This window comes from Pseudomonas helleri, from assembly GCF_001043025.1.
Classification (GTDB): Bacteria; Pseudomonadota; Gammaproteobacteria; order Pseudomonadales; family Pseudomonadaceae; genus Aquipseudomonas; species Aquipseudomonas helleri.
This window is the reverse complement of sequence record NZ_JYLD01000002.1, coordinates 314,425-333,119: the sequence shown is the minus strand read 5'-3', so window position 1 is coordinate 333,119 and position 18,695 is coordinate 314,425. Positions and strand designations below refer to the sequence as shown.

Below are 18,695 nucleotides of genomic sequence, written 5' to 3'. Positions count from 1 at the left end.
ACGACCGTCAGACGGCGGTCCTGCGGCCCGCATCGCAGCCTTCGTTCCTCGTCAGCGGCTAAAAGAGCCGTTGCGGGCAGGTGTTAAGCCGTTGGTCTTGGCGCCCTCTGCGGGCGGGGTTTTGCTTCTATGCTCAGGTAAGTGTCGTCTGAAGCAGGCTCTACGAGGGGCGCCGCCATGTCGCGCAACCTTTGCCTTACCCGCCAATGTCTGGGGCTGGAAACCCGCATTGAGTGCAGTATTCGCCCTTTGGCAGGCAATACCGGCCTGTGGGCCTTGCTGTTCGCGGCAGGTTTGTCGGGCGAGCAGCCAACCACGATCAAATCTCAGGGCCCGTTTCGCGGCCCGTTTGTGGCCGAAACCATTCTGCAATCCATTGTTGAAAGCCTGACGCTGCACGGCTATCGGTTAGCCGATACGCCGCAAATCTGGTGCCTGCATGTGCAGGCCCAGTTGCGTCAGATCAATGGTGAGCGCCGCCCGGCTTCGCGCTGAGGCGTCTGTCAGCGCGGTGGCGTGACCTCGGGGACTTTCTCCAGCTTGGCCTCGAAGCCGTACTCCACGGGCTCCAGAGCGGTGCGTGCGTAGCTCTCGATCTGGGTCGGGTGGCCATAGAAGTAGTGCACGTCGAAGATGGTCGGGCCATTGGGTTCTTCGCTGTGGCTAACAGCCAGGACTTCCTTGAGATAGTTGCCGGTATCGTCCTTGGCGTAAAAGCGCCAGGCATCGGACGGGAACAGCGCCTGATCGACCACCAGCGCGTTGCCTTTTAGCTCCAGCCCTTTGGGCAGGTGGGCGACGTCCAGGGTGTGTTTGGCAATATCGGCCACATACAGCGGCATTGAGCCGATGGCGTAGGCCGGGGTTTCCGGGAACAGGTTGAGGTCGTAGGTGATGACACCGGTTTTTGGGTCTGCGTCGAAGGCTTCAGCCGGCAGTTCCAGCGGTTCACCGCGTTTACCGTTCTGGTCTTCAGCAAAGAAGGTTACCGGGGTGTCGGCCGAGTCAGGCAGTTCGCCCAGCAGTTCGTCATTGAAGGTCGGCGGGTGGCTGAACTCCAGGGTGGCGGCGCTGGCGTCATCTACCGACTGACTGATAACCACGCTTTTTTTCAGGTGCTCAGGGTCCAGGGTGGCGTCCTTGAGGTAGTTGACGGCTTGATCGTCATACACCACCACCGACAGCGGCAGCGTCTGGATGTCTTTACCTACAACGTTTTTGTCGAGCCGCACCACCGGCAGGTCGAGGGTTTTGCGGGTGACGTTGGCGGTCGAGAAGTCGAGCACGCTGATGTCGACGTTTTCAATCGGACCGTTGAAATACACCTTGCTGTAGTGATGCGGGTGTTGGCTATCAAAGGCTTTTTGTTCGTCGTCAAGCTTTTTGCTGAACTCATCGCTCCAGGCCGTTTGCTTGATCATTTCGGCCAGTTGCTGTTGATAGAACGCCAGTTGTTCGGCGTTTTCGTCGATGGAGCCAGCGCGGGCCAGGTACTGCCCGGTCGCGTCGCGGGCCTGGATGATCAGCGGGTTGAGTTCGGTATCGCGTACGGCTTCGGCGAGCGGGGCGCTGTTGTTGATGTCGACTTCCGCAAAGTTTTTACCCAGTGCCAGCAGGGTGACGCTGATGTTGCCCTCAGTGCGGGTTTTACCCACGTCTTTGCTGGTGAGTGTGAGGTTGACCACTTTACCGGGGGCGATGACTTCGGCTTCGCCATGCAGTGTGACGGGCTGAGGCTGCTGGATGTTCGAGGTTTCGACGCCGTCGATGTAGGGGTAGGTGATGGTCAGGTCGTCAGGGTTGCTCAGGTTGGCGCTGGAGGGGCTGAGCTGGATCCCTGAATCGGTTTCTGACCATTCCGCCTGGAACGGCACCACTTGCTTGTTGCTCAGCGTCACGGACTGCCATTCCAGCGCATGCGGGAACGGGAAATCGGATTCGTTGTTCTGGCTGAACGGGAAGATCGGCTCCAGGTCGGTCAGGTAGTCGGAACTGGAGTTTTTGCGCACCACAAACATGCCGTTGATGTAGGTGTCGCTCAGGGCCTGGCTGTTGGGGTAGTGCTTGAGTTGCGCGAGTTCATCGGTGCCATATTCGGTTTCGACCGGTTTGCCGTCCAGCTTGATGCGGGCGCGTTCCAGCAGCAGCAATGAGCCGCCGAGGTCGGCCACGGCGTCTTTAAGCTGCGGGTCCTTGATGGCATCGAGGCTCTTTTCGAACGCTGCGGTTCTTTCTTCCAGGCTGGCCTGCGGGTGTTTATCGCCAGGCGAGCAGCCGCCCGTCATGAGCAAAGCGGTGGAAAGCCCGAGACAGACCAAGGGGAATCGCAGATACATTGTTCAGTTTTCCTGTCCGTAAACGATGCTGATGAGGTCGACACTAGCAGAAAATGTTTTTACTGACTGTGTCTACCGCTTTATCTCTGCCCATTTGTGGCTGATATACTCGCGCCCATTTTTTTTACAGCCTGCGAGATTCAATGGAACGCTTTATCGAAAATGCAATGTACGCCTCACGCTGGATTTTGGCGCCGATTTACTTCGGGTTATCCCTGGGTTTACTGGCGTTGGCGTTGAAATTCTTCCAGGAAGTGTTTCACGTTATCCCAAACGTGTTCGCGCTAACTGAATCGGACTTGATCCTGGTCATTCTGTCGCTGATCGACATGGCGCTGGTGGGCGGCCTGTTGGTGATGGTGATGATCTCGGGCTACGAGAACTTCGTCTCGCAACTGGACATCGACACCAACAAAGAGAAGCTTAGCTGGCTAGGCACGATGGACTCTACCTCGCTGAAGATGAAAGTCGCAGCGTCGATTGTGGCCATCTCCTCGATCCACCTGCTGCGGGTGTTCATGGATGCGCGCAACATCGAAACCCAATACCTGATGTGGTACGTGATTATCCACATGACGTTTGTGGTGTCGGCGTTCGCCATGGGCTACCTCGACAAGCTGACCAAGCACTGATGCGGTTGTCGTGACGGGCAGCACACGAACCCGGGCTGCGAAGGCTTTGGGGGCTGTGGTAGTCTGCTCGCCCTTTTTTGGTTTTGGGCGGCTGGGAGAAAGCGGTTGAAAAACGGCTTTTTTGAGTCGCTCTATAGCGGAGCAGTGTTATGTCCGAAGTAAATCTGTCGACCGACGAAACGCGCGTTAGCTACGGCATTGGCCGTCAGTTGGGTGACCAACTGCGCGACAACCCGCCACCGGGCGTTAGCCTGGACGCCATCCTGGCGGGCCTGACCGACGCTTTCGCGGGCAAAGAAAGCCGTGTTGGCCAGGAAGAAATGTCGGCCAGCTTCAAAGTGATCCGCGAGATCATGCAAGCTGAAGCGGCTGCCAAGGCAGAAGCGGCAGCAGGCGAAGGCAAGGCTTTCCTGGCTGAAAACGCCAAGAAAGACGGCATCACCACGCTGGCTTCCGGTCTGCAATTTGAAGTTGTGACCGCTGGCGAAGGCGCCAAGCCAACCCGCGAAGACACCGTACGTGTTCACTACCACGGCACCCTGATCGACGGCACTGTGTTCGACAGCTCTTACGAGCGCGGCCAGCCTGCTGAGTTCCCGGTTGGCGGCGTGATCGCTGGCTGGACCGAAGCCCTGCAACTGATGAACGCCGGCAGCAAATGGCGCATCTACGTGCCGAGCGAACTGGCTTACGGCGCGCAAGGCGTTGGCAGCATTGCTCCGCACAGCGTCCTGGTATTCGACGTTGAGCTGCTGGACGTTCTGTAAGAACACAGTGCTATAGCTAGCTGTAGGAGCGAGTTTGTGATCTTTTAAAAAGATCGCGAGACAAGCTCGCTCCTACAGGGCCGTTTAGCATTGTGCGGTCATAGTCATATTTCTATTTTGGCGTGGTGTTCGTGATGGACTGCGGTGCCGATGGGGCGCAATGCCCGGGCATAGCAAAACAGGAACAGGTTACGCACCAGCTCTTTGAGCACCAGCGGCTCGCTTGAGTTGAGGCCGTTGAAGTCCAGGTCACCCTGGTCTTGCAGTTCATTCAGCGCTTCTTCTTCCAGTACCGCGCAGACTTCGCCGGTTTCCCGGTGCAGGATTCGCAGGTAAGGGTGTGGGCGGTCCAGCCATGCATCAATTAAATAAGTCATCGTTGTCATCTCCTAGATGAATGACAATGAGAATAATTCTTATTCAGTTAATAGCAAGTGCCTATTGGCGGATTTCTTTTTTTTCTTTGTAAAAACTGCCGTGGGTCAACGTAGCTGGCTTTAGGGTAGGGCGGGGAGAGTGTTGCGGGGAATGACCCCTTCCTGCGCAGGCGCAGGAAGGTCAGCCACAGGATCAGACTTTGCGCACGAACTCGGACTTGAGCTTCATCGGGCCGATGCCGTCGATTTTGCAGTCGATATCGTGGTCGCCATCGCACAGGCGGATGTTTTTAACCTTGGTGCCCACTTTGACCACCAGGGACGTGCCCTTGATTTTCAGGTCCTTGATCACGGTGATGGTGTCGCCGTCGTTCAGCACTGTGCCTGCGGAGTCTTTGTAGACTTTTACATCGCTGGCTTCGTCAGCATCGCCGTTGGCGGACCACTCATGGGCGCATTCCGGGCAGATCAGCTGTGCGCCGTCTTCGTAGGTGTATTCGGAATTGCATTTTGGGCAGGGTGGCAACGTGCTCACTAAAGCTCCTTAAAAGTCAGGATGGCTAAAAGGCGCGCATTATATAGGGTTTTTGTGCCGATGGGGGGCTACAGGTTTTTTACCGGTAGGAGCGAGCTTGTCTCGCGATCTTTTGATCTTGGTTGGATGGTTTTACGACTGCTGCGCAGCCGGACGTAGCCTCGCAGGCTCGTCAACTGCTACAAGGGGTGGTACGTGCCGATGGGGCGGTAGGAGCGAGCTTGTCTCGCGATCTTTTGATCTTGGGTCGTTGAAAAAGCAGCAGCACCACGCCTGCGCGTAGTGCTGCTTTGATCGCCATCAGTGCGTGCGGGCTACCGCGAACTCACTCAGCTCAACCAGCGCATCGCGGTATTCGCTTGGCGGCAGGGCTTCAAGGCAGGCAATGGCGCGGGCAACGAAGTCGCGAGCCAATTGTGCGGTGTATTCCAGCGAGCCCGAAGCTTGCACGGCAGCACGAATGCTTTCGAGGTCTTCAATACCGCCTTTTTGAATGGCCGTACGCACCAGAGCAGCCTGCTCGGGTGTGCCTTCACGCATGGTGTAAATCAGCGGCAAGGTTGGTTTGCCTTCTGCCAGGTCATCACCGACGTTCTTGCCCAGGGTTTCGGCGTCACCACGGTAGTCGAGCAGATCGTCGACCAGTTGGAAAGCCACGCCCAGGTGGTCACCAAACGTGCGCAAGGCTTCGCGTTGCTCAGGGGTTGCACCGGCCAGCGCGGCGGCGCTGTGGGTCGATGCTTCAAAGAGCATGGCGGTCTTGCCGCGGATGACTTCCATGTAGGTTTCTTCGGTGGTGCTGGCGTCGCGGACCTTGGACAGCTGCAACACTTCGCCTTCGGCAATGATGCGGGTGGCTTGTGAAAGAATCTTCATCACCGGCATCGAGCCCAGCTCGACCATCATTTCGAAGGAGCGCGAGTACAGGAAGTCGCCCACCAGCACGCTCGGGGCGTTGCCCCAGGTGGCGTTGGCGGTCTTGCGGCCACGGCGCATGCCGGACATGTCGACCACGTCGTCATGCAGCAGGGTCGCGGTGTGCAGGAACTCAATGGTGGCAGCCAGCAAGCGCAGGTCATCGCCTTCACGGCCCAGGGCCTTGCCGCACAACAACACTAATAAAGGACGAAGGCGTTTGCCGCCGGCCGAAGTGATGTAGTCGCCAATTTTTGAGACCAGCGGTACGCGTGAAGTCAGCTGCTTCTTGATGATGCCGTCGACGGCGCTAAAATCGTCCGCCACCGCGCGGTAGAAAGCTTGGGGTTGCATCAGCGACAGGTGCTCCAGAAGGGTTGCGCGGCATGCTAGGTCGGGGGGCTGGGCCTGTCAAGGCGCGATGGACGGCCCCTTGCAACACCCGCGTGCCTTGCGTACAATCGCGCACCCTGAACTTCCTGGGCAGCACCTGCCTTACGCAATTGCACTTGGGCCGTTCCAGCCCCATGCAGCCATGCCAGCCAATACCTTTACCTATAAAGCGCTGGGTGAGCAGGATTATCGGAGAAATACCATGTCGTACGCAGTAATCGTTACTGGTGGCAAGCAATACAAAGTAGCACCGGGTGAATACCTGAAGATCGAGAAACTGGAAGTCGCTACTGGCGAATCCGTCACTTTTGATCGCGTTCTGTTGGTCGCCAATGGCGACGACGTAAATATCGGCGCTCCAGTTGTTGCTGGCGCCACTGTTGTTGCTGAAGTGATCTCCCAAGGTCGTCACGATAAAGTACGCATCATCAAGTTCCGTCGTCGTAAGCACCACATGAAGCGTATGGGCCACCGCCAGTGGTACACCGAGATCAAAATCACCGGTATTCAGGCTTAATTTCAGCCTAATTCCTCACTAGGAGAATTGACTCATGGCACACAAAAAAGCTGGTGGTAGTACCCGTAACGGTCGCGACTCAGAAGCCAAACGCCTTGGCGTGAAGATGTATGGCGGCCAGGCTATCGTTCCGGGCAACATCATCGTGCGTCAGCGCGGCACCCAATTCCACGCTGGCTACGGCGTTGGTATGGGCAAAGATCACACTCTGTTCGCGAAAGTGGAAGGCGTGATCAAGTTCCAGGTTAAAGGCGCCTTCGGTCGCCGCTACGTAAGCATCGTTCCGAAGACTGAAGTCGTCGCAGCGTAATAGCTTGGTAGCTGGAAGAGCCCTGTCTTGCGACGGGGCTTTTTCGTTTGTGGGGTGAGTCTCTTGCAAAACTGTTTGTATGGGCTTAGGCGCTGGATTTAACGGCTGTTGATTGGGTCGCTGCGCTCATTTTTGCAAGAGTCTTATGTCTTGGTTTTTATCGGCTCGTCCTGATGACGAGAGGCGTGTTTTGTTATGAAGTTTGTAGATGAAGTATCGATCAAAGTAAAAGCAGGCGACGGTGGTAACGGTTGCATGAGTTTCCGTCGTGAGAAGTTCATCGAAAACGGTGGTCCTAACGGTGGTGATGGTGGTGACGGCGGCTCGATCTACATGGTCGCTGACGAGAACCTGAACACCCTGGTTGACTACCGCTACACCCGTCACTTTGACGCGCAGCGTGGCTCTAACGGTGGCAGCACCGATTGCACCGGCCGCAAGGGCGAAGACCTGGTACTGCGTGTGCCGGTGGGCACTACCGTGATTGACGCTGGTACTCAGGAAATCATTGGTGACCTGACGGTTGCGGGTCAGCGTTTGCTGGTTGTACACGGCGGCTGGCACGGCCTGGGCAACACCCGTTTCAAATCCAGTACCAACCGTGCGCCACGCCAAACCACACCGGGTAAGCCGGGTGAGCAGCGTGACCTCAAGCTGGAATTGAAAGTACTGGCTGACGTCGGTCTGCTGGGCTTGCCGAATGCGGGCAAAAGTACCTTTATTCGTTCGGTGTCTGCGGCCAAGCCTAAAGTGGCTGATTACCCGTTCACCACTCTGGTGCCAAACCTGGGTGTAGTGAGCGTTGATCGCTGGAAGAGCTTCGTGATTGCCGACATTCCGGGCTTGATCGAAGGTGCTTCGGATGGCGCGGGCCTGGGGATTCGCTTCCTCAAGCACTTGGCGCGTACCCGTCTGTTGTTGCACCTCGTCGACATGGCACCGGTTGAAGGCACTGACAGCGCGGCTGATACCGCTGAAGTGATCGTTAACGAGCTGATCAAGTTCAGCCCGTCGCTGGCTGAGCGTGACCGTTGGTTGGTGCTGAACAAGTGCGACTCGCTGCCGGAAGACGAGCACGATGCGCGCGTTAAAGAAGTGGTTGATCGCCTGGAGTGGACCGGTCCTGTGTACGTGATTTCGGCGATTGCCAAAATCGGTACCGACAAGCTGTGCCACGACATCATGCGCTATCTTGAAGACCGTGCTGACCGTCTGGCCAATGATCCGGTGTACAAGGAAGAGCTGGCCGATCTTGATCAGCGCATCGAAGACGAAGCGCGTGCGCAGCTTCAAGCCCTGGATGACAAGCGTGCCCTGCGTCGCAGCGGCGTGAAGAGCGTCCATGACATGGGTGATGATGACTGGGACGAAGAAGATGTTGATGACGAAGATGGTCCAGAAATCATTTACGTCCGCGACTGATTCGTTGCAGTAAACTACAGCGCCGCTCAATTGAGCGGCGTTTTGGTATCTGTGAAACTGTAATCAAGAATAAATCCATGGGTGGCGCTCGGTCGCGCTGCTCTCAGGCATAGGTTGGATGATGATGCGGAGCAAGGTGACAGGTGCGCAGCGTTGGGTCGTGAAAATCGGCAGCGCATTGCTGACAGCAGATGGCAAGGGCCTGGATCGCGCCGCGATGGGCGTGTGGGTCGAGCAGATGGTGGCCTTGCATGAGGCGGGCGTAGAGTTGGTGCTGGTGTCTTCGGGCGCGGTGGCGGCCGGCATGAGCCGCTTGGGCTGGACGGTCCGACCCAGTGCAATGCACGAGCTGCAGGCGGCCGCCGCGATTGGCCAGATGGGCTTGGTGCAGGCGTGGGAGTCGAGCTTTGCCGAGCATTCGCGGCACACTGCGCAAATTCTGCTGACCCATGACGATCTGTCTGATCGCAAGCGCTACCTGAACGCCCGCAGCACCTTGCGCGCCCTGGTTGAGTTGGGTGTGATCCCGGTGATCAACGAAAACGACACCGTAGTCACGGACGAAATCCGTTTTGGTGACAACGACACCTTGGCGGCGCTGGTGGCCAACCTGGTCGAGGCTGACCTGCTGGTGATCCTGACCGACCGTGACGGCATGTTCGATGCCGATCCGCGTAACAATCCGGACGCCAATCTCATCTATGAGGCGCGTGCCGATGATCCTGCGCTGGATGCAGTGGCGGGCGGCACCGGCGGTGCGCTGGGGCGCGGCGGCATGCAGACCAAGCTGCGTGCGGCGCGTCTGGCGGCGCGTTCCGGGGCGCATACCATCATTGTGGGTGGTCGCCTGGAGCGTGTGCTGGACCGTCTGAAGGCAGGCGAGCGCCTGGGTACATTGTTGTCGCCTGAGCGTGGCATGCTGGCGGCGCGCAAGCAGTGGCTGGCCGGGCATCTGCAAACGCGCGGCACCCTGGTGCTGGATGCCGGTGCTGTGGCGGCATTGTCCGAAGGGCATAAAAGCTTGCTGCCGGTGGGCGTCAAAGCCGTGCAGGGCGGGTTCCGTCGTGGCGAAATGGTTGTGTGTGTGGCGCCTGATGGACGAGAAATTGCCCGTGGCCTGGCCAACTACAGTGCGGCTGAAGCGCAAAAAATTATTGGGCAGTCGTCTGAGGCGATTGTCAGCTTGTTGGGTTACATGGCTGAACCAGAGTTGGTTCACCGCGATAACCTGATCCTGGTGTGAATTGAGGTGTTGAATGCGCTTGCTTAGCGGTCTGTTGGGTTTGATCTTGGCGGTGCCTTTGTTGGCATCGGCTGAGGAAATTGGCACGGTGTCGACCGTGTTCAAATTTGTTGGGCCGAACGACCGCATTGTGGTCGAGGCATTCGATGACCCGAAGGTGGATGGCGTGACCTGCTACCTGTCGCGGGCCAAGACTGGCGGCATGAAAGGTGGTCTGGGCCTGGCGGAAGATCGCGCTGAAGCGTCATTGGCCTGTCGTCAGACCGGTCCGATCAGCTTTAAGGGTGATTTGAAAGATGGCGAAGAGGTGTTCAAAGAGCGCACTTCGCTGGTCTTCAAGACCATGCAAGTGGTGCGCTTTCTCGACAAGAAGCGCAACACGCTGGTGTATCTGGTGTACAGCGACCGCCTGATCGAAGGCAGCCCGCAGAACGCGGTGACTGCGATCCCGATCTTGCCGTGGCCGCAGCGGTAATAAAAGCGCTAAGTGACTGTGTAGGAGCTGCCGAAGGCTGCGATCTTTTGATCTTTTAACCTCAAAAGATCGCGAGGCAAGCTCGCTCCTACAAGGGTTTGCTAAATCGCAGGCAATAAAAAACCGACCCTAGGGTCGGTTTTTTTAAAAGCTTATCGCTTAAGCAGCAGTCGCAAGGTTCAACGCCTTGACGTGGCCATTCAGGCGGCTCTTATGGCGAGCAGCTTTGTTCTTGTGGATGATGCCTTTATCGGCCATACGGTCGATAACAGGGACAGCCAGAACATAAGCAGCTTGCGCTTTAACAGCGTCTTTTGCGTCGATGGCTTTAACTACATTCTTGATGTAGGTACGAACCATGGAACGCAGGCTGGCGTTGTGGCTGCGACGCTTCTCAGCCTGTTTTGCACGTTTTTTGGCGGAAGGTGTGTTGGCCACCGTCGAGCTCCTCGAAAGACTTTTGGAATTAACAAACAAAATAGGCCGCGAATCATGCCGATGACGACAACTCTTGTCAAGGGCGATTGATTCGAGCCGCTGAGTGGTTGATCGAGGGAGACGGGAGATTTATTTCCGGCGCTTGACCTGTAAACTCGCGAGCTTGGCTCTGTGCTGTTGCGGCGCGCAGTATCGCATAAGTGAACGCTTTGTTCGCCTGCTCTTTCTCTAAAGGCAAAAACTCTTTCAATGAATTTGCTCAAGTCGTTGGCTGCTGTTAGCTCCATCACCATGATTTCAAGGGTTCTGGGCTTTGTCCGGGACACCATCGTGGCGCGCATGTTTGGCGCGGGTATGGCAACAGATGCGTTCTTTATTGCCTTTAAGCTGCCCAATCTGCTGCGCCGGATTTTCGCCGAAGGCGCTTTTTCGCAAGCGTTTGTGCCGATTTTGGCCGAATACAAAAATCAGCAGGGCGAGGAGGCCGCGCGCACCTTTGTGGCCTATGTCGCCGGGCTGCTGACGCTGGTGCTGGCCATCGTCACCTTGCTGGGCATACTGGCTGCGCCCTGGGTGATCTGGGCCACGGCGCCAGGGTTTGCCAGCACGCCCGAGAAGTTTGAACTCACCTCCAACATGTTGCGGGTGACCTTTCCTTATATATTGCTGATCTCGTTGTCATCGCTGGCCGGGGCGATCCTCAATACCTGGAACCGCTTCTCGGTGCCGGCGTTTGTGCCGACGCTGCTCAATGTCAGCATGATCATCTTTGCCCTGTTCCTGACCCCGTACTTTGACCCGCCGGTGATGGCGCTGGGCTGGGCGGTGCTGGCCGGTGGCCTTGCGCAGTTGCTGTTCCAGCTCCCGCACCTGAAAAAAATCGGCATGCTGGTGCTGCCGCGCCTCAATTTGCGCGATACCGGTGTATGGCGTGTGATGAAACAGATGGTGCCGGCCATTCTGGGGGTGTCGGTCAGTCAGATTTCGCTGATCATCAACACGATTTTTGCCTCCTTTCTGGTGGCCGGGTCGGTGTCCTGGATGTACTACGCAGACCGCTTGATGGAATTGCCGTCCGGTGTGCTCGGGGTGGCATTGGGCACAATCCTGCTGCCAACGCTGTCCAAGACCTACGCCAATAAAGACCGTCAGGAGTACTCGCGAATTCTCGATTGGGGGCTGCGTCTGTGCTTTTTGCTGGTGTTGCCGTGTGCACTGGCCTTGGCGATCCTGGCGGAACCGCTGACCGTCTCGCTGTTTCAGTACGGTGAGTTCAGTGCCCTGGATGCGGCCATGACCCAGCGCGCCCTGATGGCGTATTCGGTCGGTCTACTCGGGCTGATTCTGATCAAAGTGCTGGCGCCCGGCTTCTATGCGCAACAAAACATCCGCACCCCGGTAAAAATTGCCGTGTTCACCTTGGTGGTCACGCAATTGCTCAACCTGGTGTTTATCGTGCCGCTGCAGCACGCCGGGCTTGCCTTGGCCATTAGCGTGGGCGCGTGCATCAACGCCGGGCTGTTGTTCTGGCAGTTGCGCAAGCAAAAGCTGTTTATCGCCCAGCCGGGCTGGTCGTTGTACCTGTTCAAGCTGGTGCTGGCGGTAGCGGTGATGTCGGCTGTGCTGATGGGCTTGATGCACGTTATGCCCGCCTGGGATCAAGGCCATATGCTCGAGCGCTTTATGCGCCTTGGCGGCTTGGTGGCTGCGGGCATACTGGCTTATTTCGGTATGTTGTTGCTGTTGGGCTTGCGTTTGAAGGATTTCGCCCGCAAGTCTCTGATGTAAGGAAAATTACGGTCAAACGTCTATTTTGTCGGTTTGACCTGATTTGCCTTGCGCTGTCGCCTGTCGTCACGGGCCGGGTGTGGTTATAATCGGCCACTTTATGAGCAAGAAGCGCGTTATGCAGCTGGTTCGAGGCCTTCACAATCTGCGGCCCCAAGATCGGGGCTGTGTCGCCACTATTGGCAACTTTGACGGTGTACACCGTGGTCACCAGGCTATCCTGGAGCGGCTGCGTGAACGTGCACTGGAGTTGGGCGTGCCCAGCTGCGTGGTGATTTTTGAGCCCCAGCCGCGCGAATTCTTTGCCCCTGAAACCGCTCCGGCGCGTCTGGCCCGCCTGCGCGACAAATTGCAGCTGTTGGCTGACGCCGGGGTTGATCGGGTGCTGTGCCTGGCGTTCAATCAACGCCTGTGCAAGCTCAGCGCTGCCGAGTTTGTCGACACGATCCTGGTCGATGGCCTGGGTGTGCAGCACCTTGAGGTCGGTGACGACTTCCGCTTTGGCTGCGACCGGATCGGTGATTTTGACTTCCTGCAACAAGCAGGCGTCATGCAGAACTTTACCGTCGAAGCCGCGCAAACCGTTGAGCTGGACGGCGTGCGCATCAGCAGCACCCAAGTGCGTGATGCGCTGGCCAAGAGCGATTTCGCCCAGGCAGAGCGCTTGCTGGGCCGCCCGTTCCAGATTGCCGGCACGGTGTTGCACGGGCAAAAGCTGGCGCGCCAATTGGGCACGCCAACCGCCAATATCCAGCTCAAGCGTCGTCGTGTTCCGTTGACCGGGGTGTATCTGGTGAGCGTCGAGATCGACGGTAAAACCTGGCCCGGCGTCGCTAATATCGGCGTCAGACCTACCGTAGCAGGGGATGGCAACGCCCATCTTGAAGTACATCTATTGGATTTCGCTGGCGATTTGTATGGCCAGCGATTGACCGTGGCATTCCACCACAAGCTGCGTGATGAGCAGCGTTTTGCCTCCCTGGAGGCGCTCAAGACGGCGATCAATGCGGACGTCGCCGCCGCCCGAGCCTTTTGGCTGGGTCAACCGCTTAAAAAGAGCCTGAAATGACCGACTACAAATCCACGTTAAACCTTCCGGACACAGCCTTCCCAATGAAGGCCGGCCTGCCACAGCGCGAACCGCAAATTTTGCAGCGCTGGGACAGCATTGGCCTGTACGGGAAGTTGCGCGAGATTAGTAAGGATCGTCCGAAGTTCGTACTTCATGACGGTCCTCCGTACGCCAACGGTACGATTCACATCGGTCATGCGCTGAACAAGATTCTGAAAGACATGATCGTGCGTTCGAAAACCCTCGCCGGTTTCGATGCGCCGTACGTACCGGGCTGGGACTGTCACGGTCTGCCTATTGAGCACAAGGTCGAAGTGACTCACGGTAAAAACCTGTCCGCGGATAAAACTCGCGAACTGTGCCGTGCCTACGCGACCGAGCAGATCGAAGGCCAAAAGTCCGAGTTCATCCGTCTGGGTGTGCTGGGTGACTTCGCCAACCCGTACAAAACCATGGACTTCAAAAACGAGGCCGGTGAAATCCGTGCCTTGGCCGAAATCGTCAAAGGCGGTTTCGTCTTCAAAGGTCTGAAGCCAGTGAACTGGTGCTTCGATTGCGGCTCGGCCCTGGCTGAAGCAGAAGTCGAATACCAGGACAAAAAGTCGTCGGCCATCGACGTTGCCTTCCCGGTTGCCGATGACGCCAAGCTAGCCGAGGCCTTTGGCCTGGCAACCTTGAGCAAGCCGGCGGCGATCGTGATCTGGACCACCACCCCGTGGACCATCCCGGCCAACCAGGCGCTGAACGTGCACCCGGAGTTCACCTACGCGCTGGTCGACGTGGGCGACAAACTGTTGGTGCTCGCTGAAGAACTGGTTGAATCGAGCCTGGTGCGTTACAACCTGCAAGGGTCTGTGATCGCCACCACCACCGGTTCGGCACTGGAACTGATCAACTTCCGTCACCCGTTCTACGACCGCCTGTCGCCGGTTTACCTGGCTGAGTACGTTGAACTGGGCGCTGGCACCGGCGTGGTTCACTCCGCACCGGCTTACGGCGTAGACGACTTCGTGACCTGCAAAGCCTATGGCATGGTCAACGACGACATCATCAACCCGGTTCAAAGCAATGGCGTGTACGTGCCGTCGCTGGAGTTCTTCGGTGGCCAGTTCATCTGGAAAGCCAACCAGAACATCATCGACAAGCTGACCGAAGTCGACGCGTTGATGTTCACCGAAACCATCAGCCACAGCTACATGCACTGCTGGCGTCACAAAACCCCGCTGATCTACCGCGCAACCGCGCAGTGGTTTATCGGTATGGACAAAGAGCCAGTAGCGGGCGAGACCCTGCGTACCCGCGCACTGCAAGCCATCGAAGACACCCAGTTCGTACCGGCCTGGGGCCAGGCGCGCCTGCATTCGATGATCGCCAACCGTCCAGACTGGTGCATCTCGCGTCAACGCAACTGGGGCGTGCCGATCCCGTTCTTCCTGAACAAGGAAAGCGGTGAACTGCACCCACGCACCGTCGAAATGATGGAAGAAGTGGCCAAGCGCGTTGAAGTCGAAGGCATCGAAGCCTGGTTCAAGCTGGACCCGGCCGAGCTGTTGGGCGACGAAGCGCCGCTGTACGACAAAATCAGCGATACCCTGGACGTATGGTTCGATTCGGGTACTACCCATTGGCACGTGCTGCGCGGTTCGCACCCGATGGGCCACGAGACCGGCCCGCGTGCCGATCTGTACCTTGAGGGTTCCGACCAGCACCGTGGCTGGTTCCATTCGTCGTTGCTGACCGGCTGCGCCATCGACAACCACGCGCCGTACCGCGAACTGCTGACTCACGGTTTCACCGTGGACGAAGCGGGCCGCAAGATGTCCAAGTCGCTGGGCAACGTGATTGCACCGCAGAAGGTCAACGATACCTTGGGCGCTGACATCATGCGTCTGTGGGTGGCCTCGACCGACTACTCGGGCGAAATCGCAGTGTCTGACCAGATCCTGCAGCGCAGTGCGGACGCCTACCGGCGTATCCGTAACACCGCGCGCTTCCTGCTTTCCAACCTGACCGGCTTCAACCCGGCCACCGACCTGCTGCCTGCTGAAGAAATGCTCGCGCTGGACCGTTGGGCAGTAGACCGCGCCCTGTTGCTGCAACGTGAGCTGGAGCTGCACTACGGCGAATACCGTTTCTGGAACGTGTACTCCAAAGTGCACAACTTCTGCGTCCAGGAACTCGGTGGTTTCTACCTCGACATCATCAAGGACCGCCAGTACACCACGGGCGCCAACAGCAAGGCCCGTCGTTCGTGCCAGACCGCGCTGTTCCACATCTCTGAAGCGCTGGTGCGCTGGATCGCTCCGATCCTGGCTTTCACCGCCGACGAACTGTGGCAATACCTGCCGGGCGAGCGCAACGAATCGGTCATGCTCAACACTTGGTATGACGGCCTGAGCGAACTGCCGGAAGGCACCGAGCTGGACCGCGACTACTGGGAGCGGATCATGGCGGTCAAGGTTGCGGTCAACAAGGAAATGGAAAACCTGCGCGCAGCCAAGGCCATTGGCGGCAACTTGCAGGCAGAAGTGACCTTGTTCGCCGAAGCTGAACTGGCCGCTGACCTGTCCAAGCTGAGCAACGAACTGCGCTTCGTGCTGATCACCTCCACCGCCAGTGTTGCGCCTTTTGCGCTGGCACCGGCTGACGCTGTGGTCACCGAAGTACCGGGCCTCAAGCTCAAAGTGGTCAAGTCGGCACACGCCAAGTGCGCGCGCTGCTGGCATTGCCGTGAAGACGTGGGCGTGAACCCGGAGCATCCGGAAATCTGCGGCCGTTGCGTTGACAACATCAGCGGCACCGGCGAGGTACGTCACTATGCCTAACACCAGCACTGCCGGGCGCTTCGGGCGCCTGGGCTGGCTCTGGTTGACTGTGCTGGTCCTGGTCATTGACCTGACCAGCAAGGTCTATTTCGACAACGCCTTGCAGATGTACCAGCAAATCGTGGTCATCCCGGACCTGTTCAGCTGGACGCTGGCCTACAACACCGGCGCAGCCTTCAGCTTTTTGGCTGACAGTGCTGGCTGGCAGCGTTGGCTGTTTGCCCTGATCGCCATTGTGGTCAGCGCCGTGCTGATCGTCTGGCTCAAGCGCCTTGGGCGCAATGACACCTGGTTGGCGATTGCGCTGGCGCTGATTTTGGGCGGCGCGCTGGGCAACCTGTATGACCGGATTGTGTACGGTCATGTGGTCGATTTCATTCTGGTGCATTGGCAAAACCGCTGGTATTTCCCGGCCTTCAACTTCGCCGACAGTGCGATTTGCGTGGGCGCGGTGATGCTGGCACTGGATATGTTCAAAAGTAAAAAGTCTGGAGAACCGGCTCATGACTGAGCAACGTATTGGCCAGAACACGGAAGTCACGCTGCATTTCGCATTGCGCCTGGAGAATGGCGACACCGTCGACAGTACATTCGACAAGTCCCCTGCGACCTTCAAGGTGGGTGATGGCAGCCTGTTGCCAGGTTTTGAAGCCGCCTTGTTCGGTTTCAAGGCGGGCGACAAACGCACCCTGCAAATCCTCCCGGAAAACGCGTTCGGCCAGCCTAACCCGCAAAACGTACAGATCATTCCACGTTCGCAGTTCAAGGACATGGACCTGTCTGAAGGTTTGCTGGTGATCTTCAATGACGCGGCCAACACCGAGCTGCCGGGTGTGGTCAAAGCCTTTGACGACGAGCAAGTGACCATTGATTTCAACCACCCGTTGTCAGGCAAAACCCTGACCTTCGACGTGGAAATCAAAGACGTTAAAGCGCTGTAATTCAGAGCCCGGCGTGTGCCGGGCCTGATTGGCATTATTTTTCTGCGCGACCCACGAGGCTCAGCATGCACATCAAACTCGCCAACCCCCGTGGCTTCTGCGCTGGGGTGGACCGAGCGATTGAAATCGTCAATCGCGCTCTCGAAGTTTTCGGTCCGCCTATTTATGTTCGCCACGAAGTGGTGCACAACAAATTTGTGGTCGAAGACCTGCGCTCCCGTGGCGCGATCTTTGTTGAAGAGCTGGACCAGGTGCCGGATGACGTCATCGTGATTTTCAGTGCCCACGGCGTTTCCCAGGCCGTGCGTACCGAAGCGGCAGGCCGTGGCCTCAAAGTGTTCGATGCCACCTGCCCGCTGGTGACCAAGGTGCATATCGAAGTGGCACGCTACAGCCGCGATGGCCGTGAGTGCATCCTGATCGGCCACGCCGGGCACCCGGAAGTCGAAGGCACCATGGGGCAGTACGACGCGAGCAATGGCGGCGCGATTTATCTGGTTGAAGACGAAAAAGATGTCGCCAACCTGCACGTCAACAACCCCGAAAAACTCGCGTTTGTGACCCAGACCACCTTGTCGATGGACGACACCAGCCGTGTGATCGACGCGCTGCGTTCGCGCTTCCCGGCCATTGGCGGCCCGCGCAAGGACGACATCTGCTACGCCACGCAAAACCGTCAGGATGCGGTCAAGCAACTGGCCGACGAGTGCGACGTGGTCTTGGTGGTGGGCAGCCCGAACAGCTCAAACTCCAACCGTTTGCGCGAACTGGCTGAACGCATGGCCACCCCGGCTTACCTGATTGATGGTGCCGAAGACCTGCAACAAAGCTGGTTTGAAGGTGTGCAGCGCATTGGTATTACCGCAGGGGCGTCGGCGCCTGAGGTGCTGGTGCGCGGTGTGATTCAGCAGTTGCATGCCTGGGGCGCAACGGGGGCAGACGAACTGGCTGGCCGCGAAGAGAACATCACCTTCTCGATGCCTAAAGAACTGCGCGTTCGCTCCCTGATTTAAGCCGTGGCACACAATGCCTGCGTTGCTTGATCGCTGCGCAGGCTGATCCGACCGCTCTTGGCGAGTACCACTTGGTAGTGGCTCAGAGCGGTGTCGGCCTGACAGATATGTAACGTCCCCGCCTGAAATGCCCCGCCACTTAATAACGGTTCGCCCAGCGGGTTGAACCGCACGTAATGTTTGACCGGCGTATTGCCGGCAATCGGTATTTGCGCGTTGCCTTGCTTGTACGCAAGGACCGGGTTGCTCTCATCCAGATGCCCCCGGCCGCTCTGATCCAGAATAATCCTCCAGCCTTTGCTCCAATCGTCTTGCAGTGCGTGCACCACTACATAGTGGTGGCGAACCAGCGCCTCGGTGCGCGCGTTACGCAAACCGCTGGCCAATTGTTCGGCCGCGACCTGACGGCGTTGCTGTTCAACCAGAACGCCGTAGGCCGGGCCGGCGAATTGCGCGGTAATCGCGACAATCGCCAGCGTGAACAACAGTTGGATCATGCTCATGCCGTGTTGATACACGTTGTCCTCCCTGGACATGCCCTCGCGCTTCCTTGCGCTTGTATCGGTATAGCTCAGCCATGACGTGTGCCGCTCACGCAACGATTTCAGCATGTTTAAAGCGTTATCAGCGTTAGGTAGCTTACCTGAATGGACGATTAGTCCCGGCGCTTTACCAGCCAGATCCTACAAACATGGC

20 protein-coding genes are annotated in these 18,695 nt (G+C 57.8%); 14 read left to right on the top strand and 6 right to left on the bottom strand.

Going from position 1 to position 18,695, the window contains the following annotated elements; translation table 11 throughout:
- The first annotated feature begins 177 nt into the window (after window positions 1-177).
- Window positions 178-495: a PA4575 family protein gene (locus TU84_RS04210; protein ID WP_048367407.1), complete on the top strand. Its 318-nt coding sequence runs from the start codon at window positions 178-180 to the stop codon at window positions 493-495.
- Between the two features lie 8 nt (window positions 496-503).
- On the opposite strand, the gene TU84_RS04205 is transcribed toward TU84_RS04210, so the two are convergent.
- Window positions 504-2,336, bottom strand: coding sequence for a hypothetical protein (locus tag TU84_RS04205; RefSeq protein WP_048367405.1), 1,833 nt, complete (start codon window positions 2,334-2,336; stop codon window positions 504-506).
- A 143-nt stretch (window positions 2,337-2,479) separates the two neighbouring features.
- Here TU84_RS04205 and TU84_RS04200 point away from each other — a divergent pair, with 143 nt between their 5' ends.
- Window positions 2,480-2,968 (top strand): TIGR00645 family protein, encoded by a 489-nt coding sequence (locus TU84_RS04200; RefSeq protein WP_048367403.1) that lies wholly within the window; start codon window positions 2,480-2,482, stop codon window positions 2,966-2,968.
- Between the two features lie 149 nt (window positions 2,969-3,117).
- Window positions 3,118-3,735, top strand: a complete 618-nt coding sequence (locus TU84_RS04195) for an FKBP-type peptidyl-prolyl cis-trans isomerase (protein ID WP_048367400.1) — start codon at window positions 3,118-3,120, stop codon at window positions 3,733-3,735.
- Window positions 3,736-3,839: 104 nt separating this feature from the next.
- On the opposite strand, the gene TU84_RS04190 is transcribed toward TU84_RS04195, so the two are convergent.
- The 3 genes from TU84_RS04190 to TU84_RS04180 all read right to left on the bottom strand — a co-directional run bounded on the left by TU84_RS04190 (window position 3,840) and on the right by TU84_RS04180 (window position 5,916).
- Entirely contained in the window at window positions 3,840-4,112 is a 273-nt protein-coding gene (locus TU84_RS04190) for a PA4570 family protein (protein WP_048367398.1), read from the bottom strand.
- Window positions 4,113-4,305: 193 nt separating this feature from the next.
- Window positions 4,306-4,647, bottom strand: a complete 342-nt coding sequence (locus TU84_RS04185; RefSeq protein WP_048367396.1) for a zinc ribbon domain-containing protein YjdM — start codon at window positions 4,645-4,647, stop codon at window positions 4,306-4,308.
- Window positions 4,648-4,947: 300 nt separating this feature from the next.
- Window positions 4,948-5,916: a polyprenyl synthetase family protein gene (locus TU84_RS04180; RefSeq protein WP_048367394.1), complete on the bottom strand. Its 969-nt coding sequence runs from the start codon at window positions 5,914-5,916 to the stop codon at window positions 4,948-4,950.
- Window positions 5,917-6,157: 241 nt separating this feature from the next.
- Here TU84_RS04180 and rplU point away from each other — a divergent pair, with 241 nt between their 5' ends.
- The 5 genes from rplU (at window position 6,158) to TU84_RS04155 (ending at window position 9,922) form a co-directional block, all read left to right on the top strand.
- Window positions 6,158-6,472 (top strand): 50S ribosomal protein L21, encoded by a 315-nt coding sequence (rplU, locus tag TU84_RS04175; RefSeq protein WP_007950961.1) that lies wholly within the window; start codon window positions 6,158-6,160, stop codon window positions 6,470-6,472.
- A 34-nt stretch (window positions 6,473-6,506) separates the two neighbouring features.
- Window positions 6,507-6,782 (top strand): 50S ribosomal protein L27, encoded by a 276-nt coding sequence (gene rpmA, locus TU84_RS04170; protein ID WP_047273595.1) that lies wholly within the window; start codon window positions 6,507-6,509, stop codon window positions 6,780-6,782.
- A gap of 195 nt (window positions 6,783-6,977) precedes the next feature.
- Window positions 6,978-8,204, top strand: coding sequence for an Obg family GTPase CgtA (cgtA, locus tag TU84_RS04165; RefSeq protein ID WP_048367390.1), 1,227 nt, complete (start codon window positions 6,978-6,980; stop codon window positions 8,202-8,204).
- 124 nt (window positions 8,205-8,328) lie between these two features.
- Window positions 8,329-9,447 carry a glutamate 5-kinase gene (proB, locus tag TU84_RS04160; protein ID WP_048367803.1) on the top strand — a complete coding sequence of 373 codons (1,119 nt, stop codon included), beginning with the start codon at window positions 8,329-8,331 and terminating at the stop codon, window positions 9,445-9,447.
- Window positions 9,448-9,460: 13 nt separating this feature from the next.
- Window positions 9,461-9,922 carry a CreA family protein gene (locus tag TU84_RS04155; protein ID WP_048367388.1) on the top strand — a complete coding sequence of 154 codons (462 nt, stop codon included), beginning with the start codon at window positions 9,461-9,463 and terminating at the stop codon, window positions 9,920-9,922.
- Window positions 9,923-10,081: 159 nt separating this feature from the next.
- On the opposite strand, the gene rpsT is transcribed toward TU84_RS04155, so the two are convergent.
- Window positions 10,082-10,360 (bottom strand): 30S ribosomal protein S20, encoded by a 279-nt coding sequence (gene rpsT, locus TU84_RS04150; RefSeq protein WP_048367387.1) that lies wholly within the window; start codon window positions 10,358-10,360, stop codon window positions 10,082-10,084.
- Between the two features lie 249 nt (window positions 10,361-10,609).
- On the opposite strand from rpsT, the gene murJ reads away from it, so the two are divergent.
- From murJ to ispH, 6 genes are all read left to right on the top strand, one after another.
- Complete coding sequence (gene murJ, locus TU84_RS04145; RefSeq protein ID WP_048367385.1) at window positions 10,610-12,148, top strand: murein biosynthesis integral membrane protein MurJ; 1,539 nt, start codon at window positions 10,610-10,612, stop codon at window positions 12,146-12,148.
- A gap of 118 nt (window positions 12,149-12,266) precedes the next feature.
- The gene (ribF, locus tag TU84_RS04140; RefSeq protein WP_048367383.1) at window positions 12,267-13,217 is read left to right on the top strand and encodes a bifunctional riboflavin kinase/FAD synthetase; all 951 of its coding nucleotides are present in this window, start codon (window positions 12,267-12,269) and stop codon (window positions 13,215-13,217) included.
- The gene (gene ileS, locus TU84_RS04135; RefSeq protein WP_048367381.1) at window positions 13,214-16,045 is read left to right on the top strand and encodes an isoleucine--tRNA ligase; all 2,832 of its coding nucleotides are present in this window, start codon (window positions 13,214-13,216) and stop codon (window positions 16,043-16,045) included. Before ribF ends, ileS begins: the two co-directional genes overlap by 4 nt.
- Complete coding sequence (gene lspA, locus TU84_RS04130; RefSeq protein WP_048367375.1) at window positions 16,038-16,556, top strand: signal peptidase II; 519 nt, start codon at window positions 16,038-16,040, stop codon at window positions 16,554-16,556. The genes ileS and lspA overlap by 8 nt, the downstream gene beginning before the upstream one ends.
- Window positions 16,549-16,986 (top strand): FKBP-type peptidyl-prolyl cis-trans isomerase, encoded by a 438-nt coding sequence (fkpB, locus tag TU84_RS04125; protein WP_048367368.1) that lies wholly within the window; start codon window positions 16,549-16,551, stop codon window positions 16,984-16,986. Before lspA ends, fkpB begins: the two co-directional genes overlap by 8 nt.
- A 65-nt stretch (window positions 16,987-17,051) precedes the next feature.
- Entirely contained in the window at window positions 17,052-17,999 is a 948-nt protein-coding gene (gene ispH, locus TU84_RS04120) for a 4-hydroxy-3-methylbut-2-enyl diphosphate reductase (RefSeq protein WP_048367366.1), read from the top strand.
- On the opposite strand, the gene TU84_RS04115 is transcribed toward ispH, so the two are convergent.
- Window positions 17,996-18,535: a GspH/FimT family pseudopilin gene (locus TU84_RS04115; RefSeq protein ID WP_048367363.1), complete on the bottom strand. Its 540-nt coding sequence runs from the start codon at window positions 18,533-18,535 to the stop codon at window positions 17,996-17,998. The two genes, ispH and TU84_RS04115, sit on opposite strands and share 4 nt — an antisense overlap.
- Window positions 18,536-18,695 lie beyond the last annotated feature (160 nt).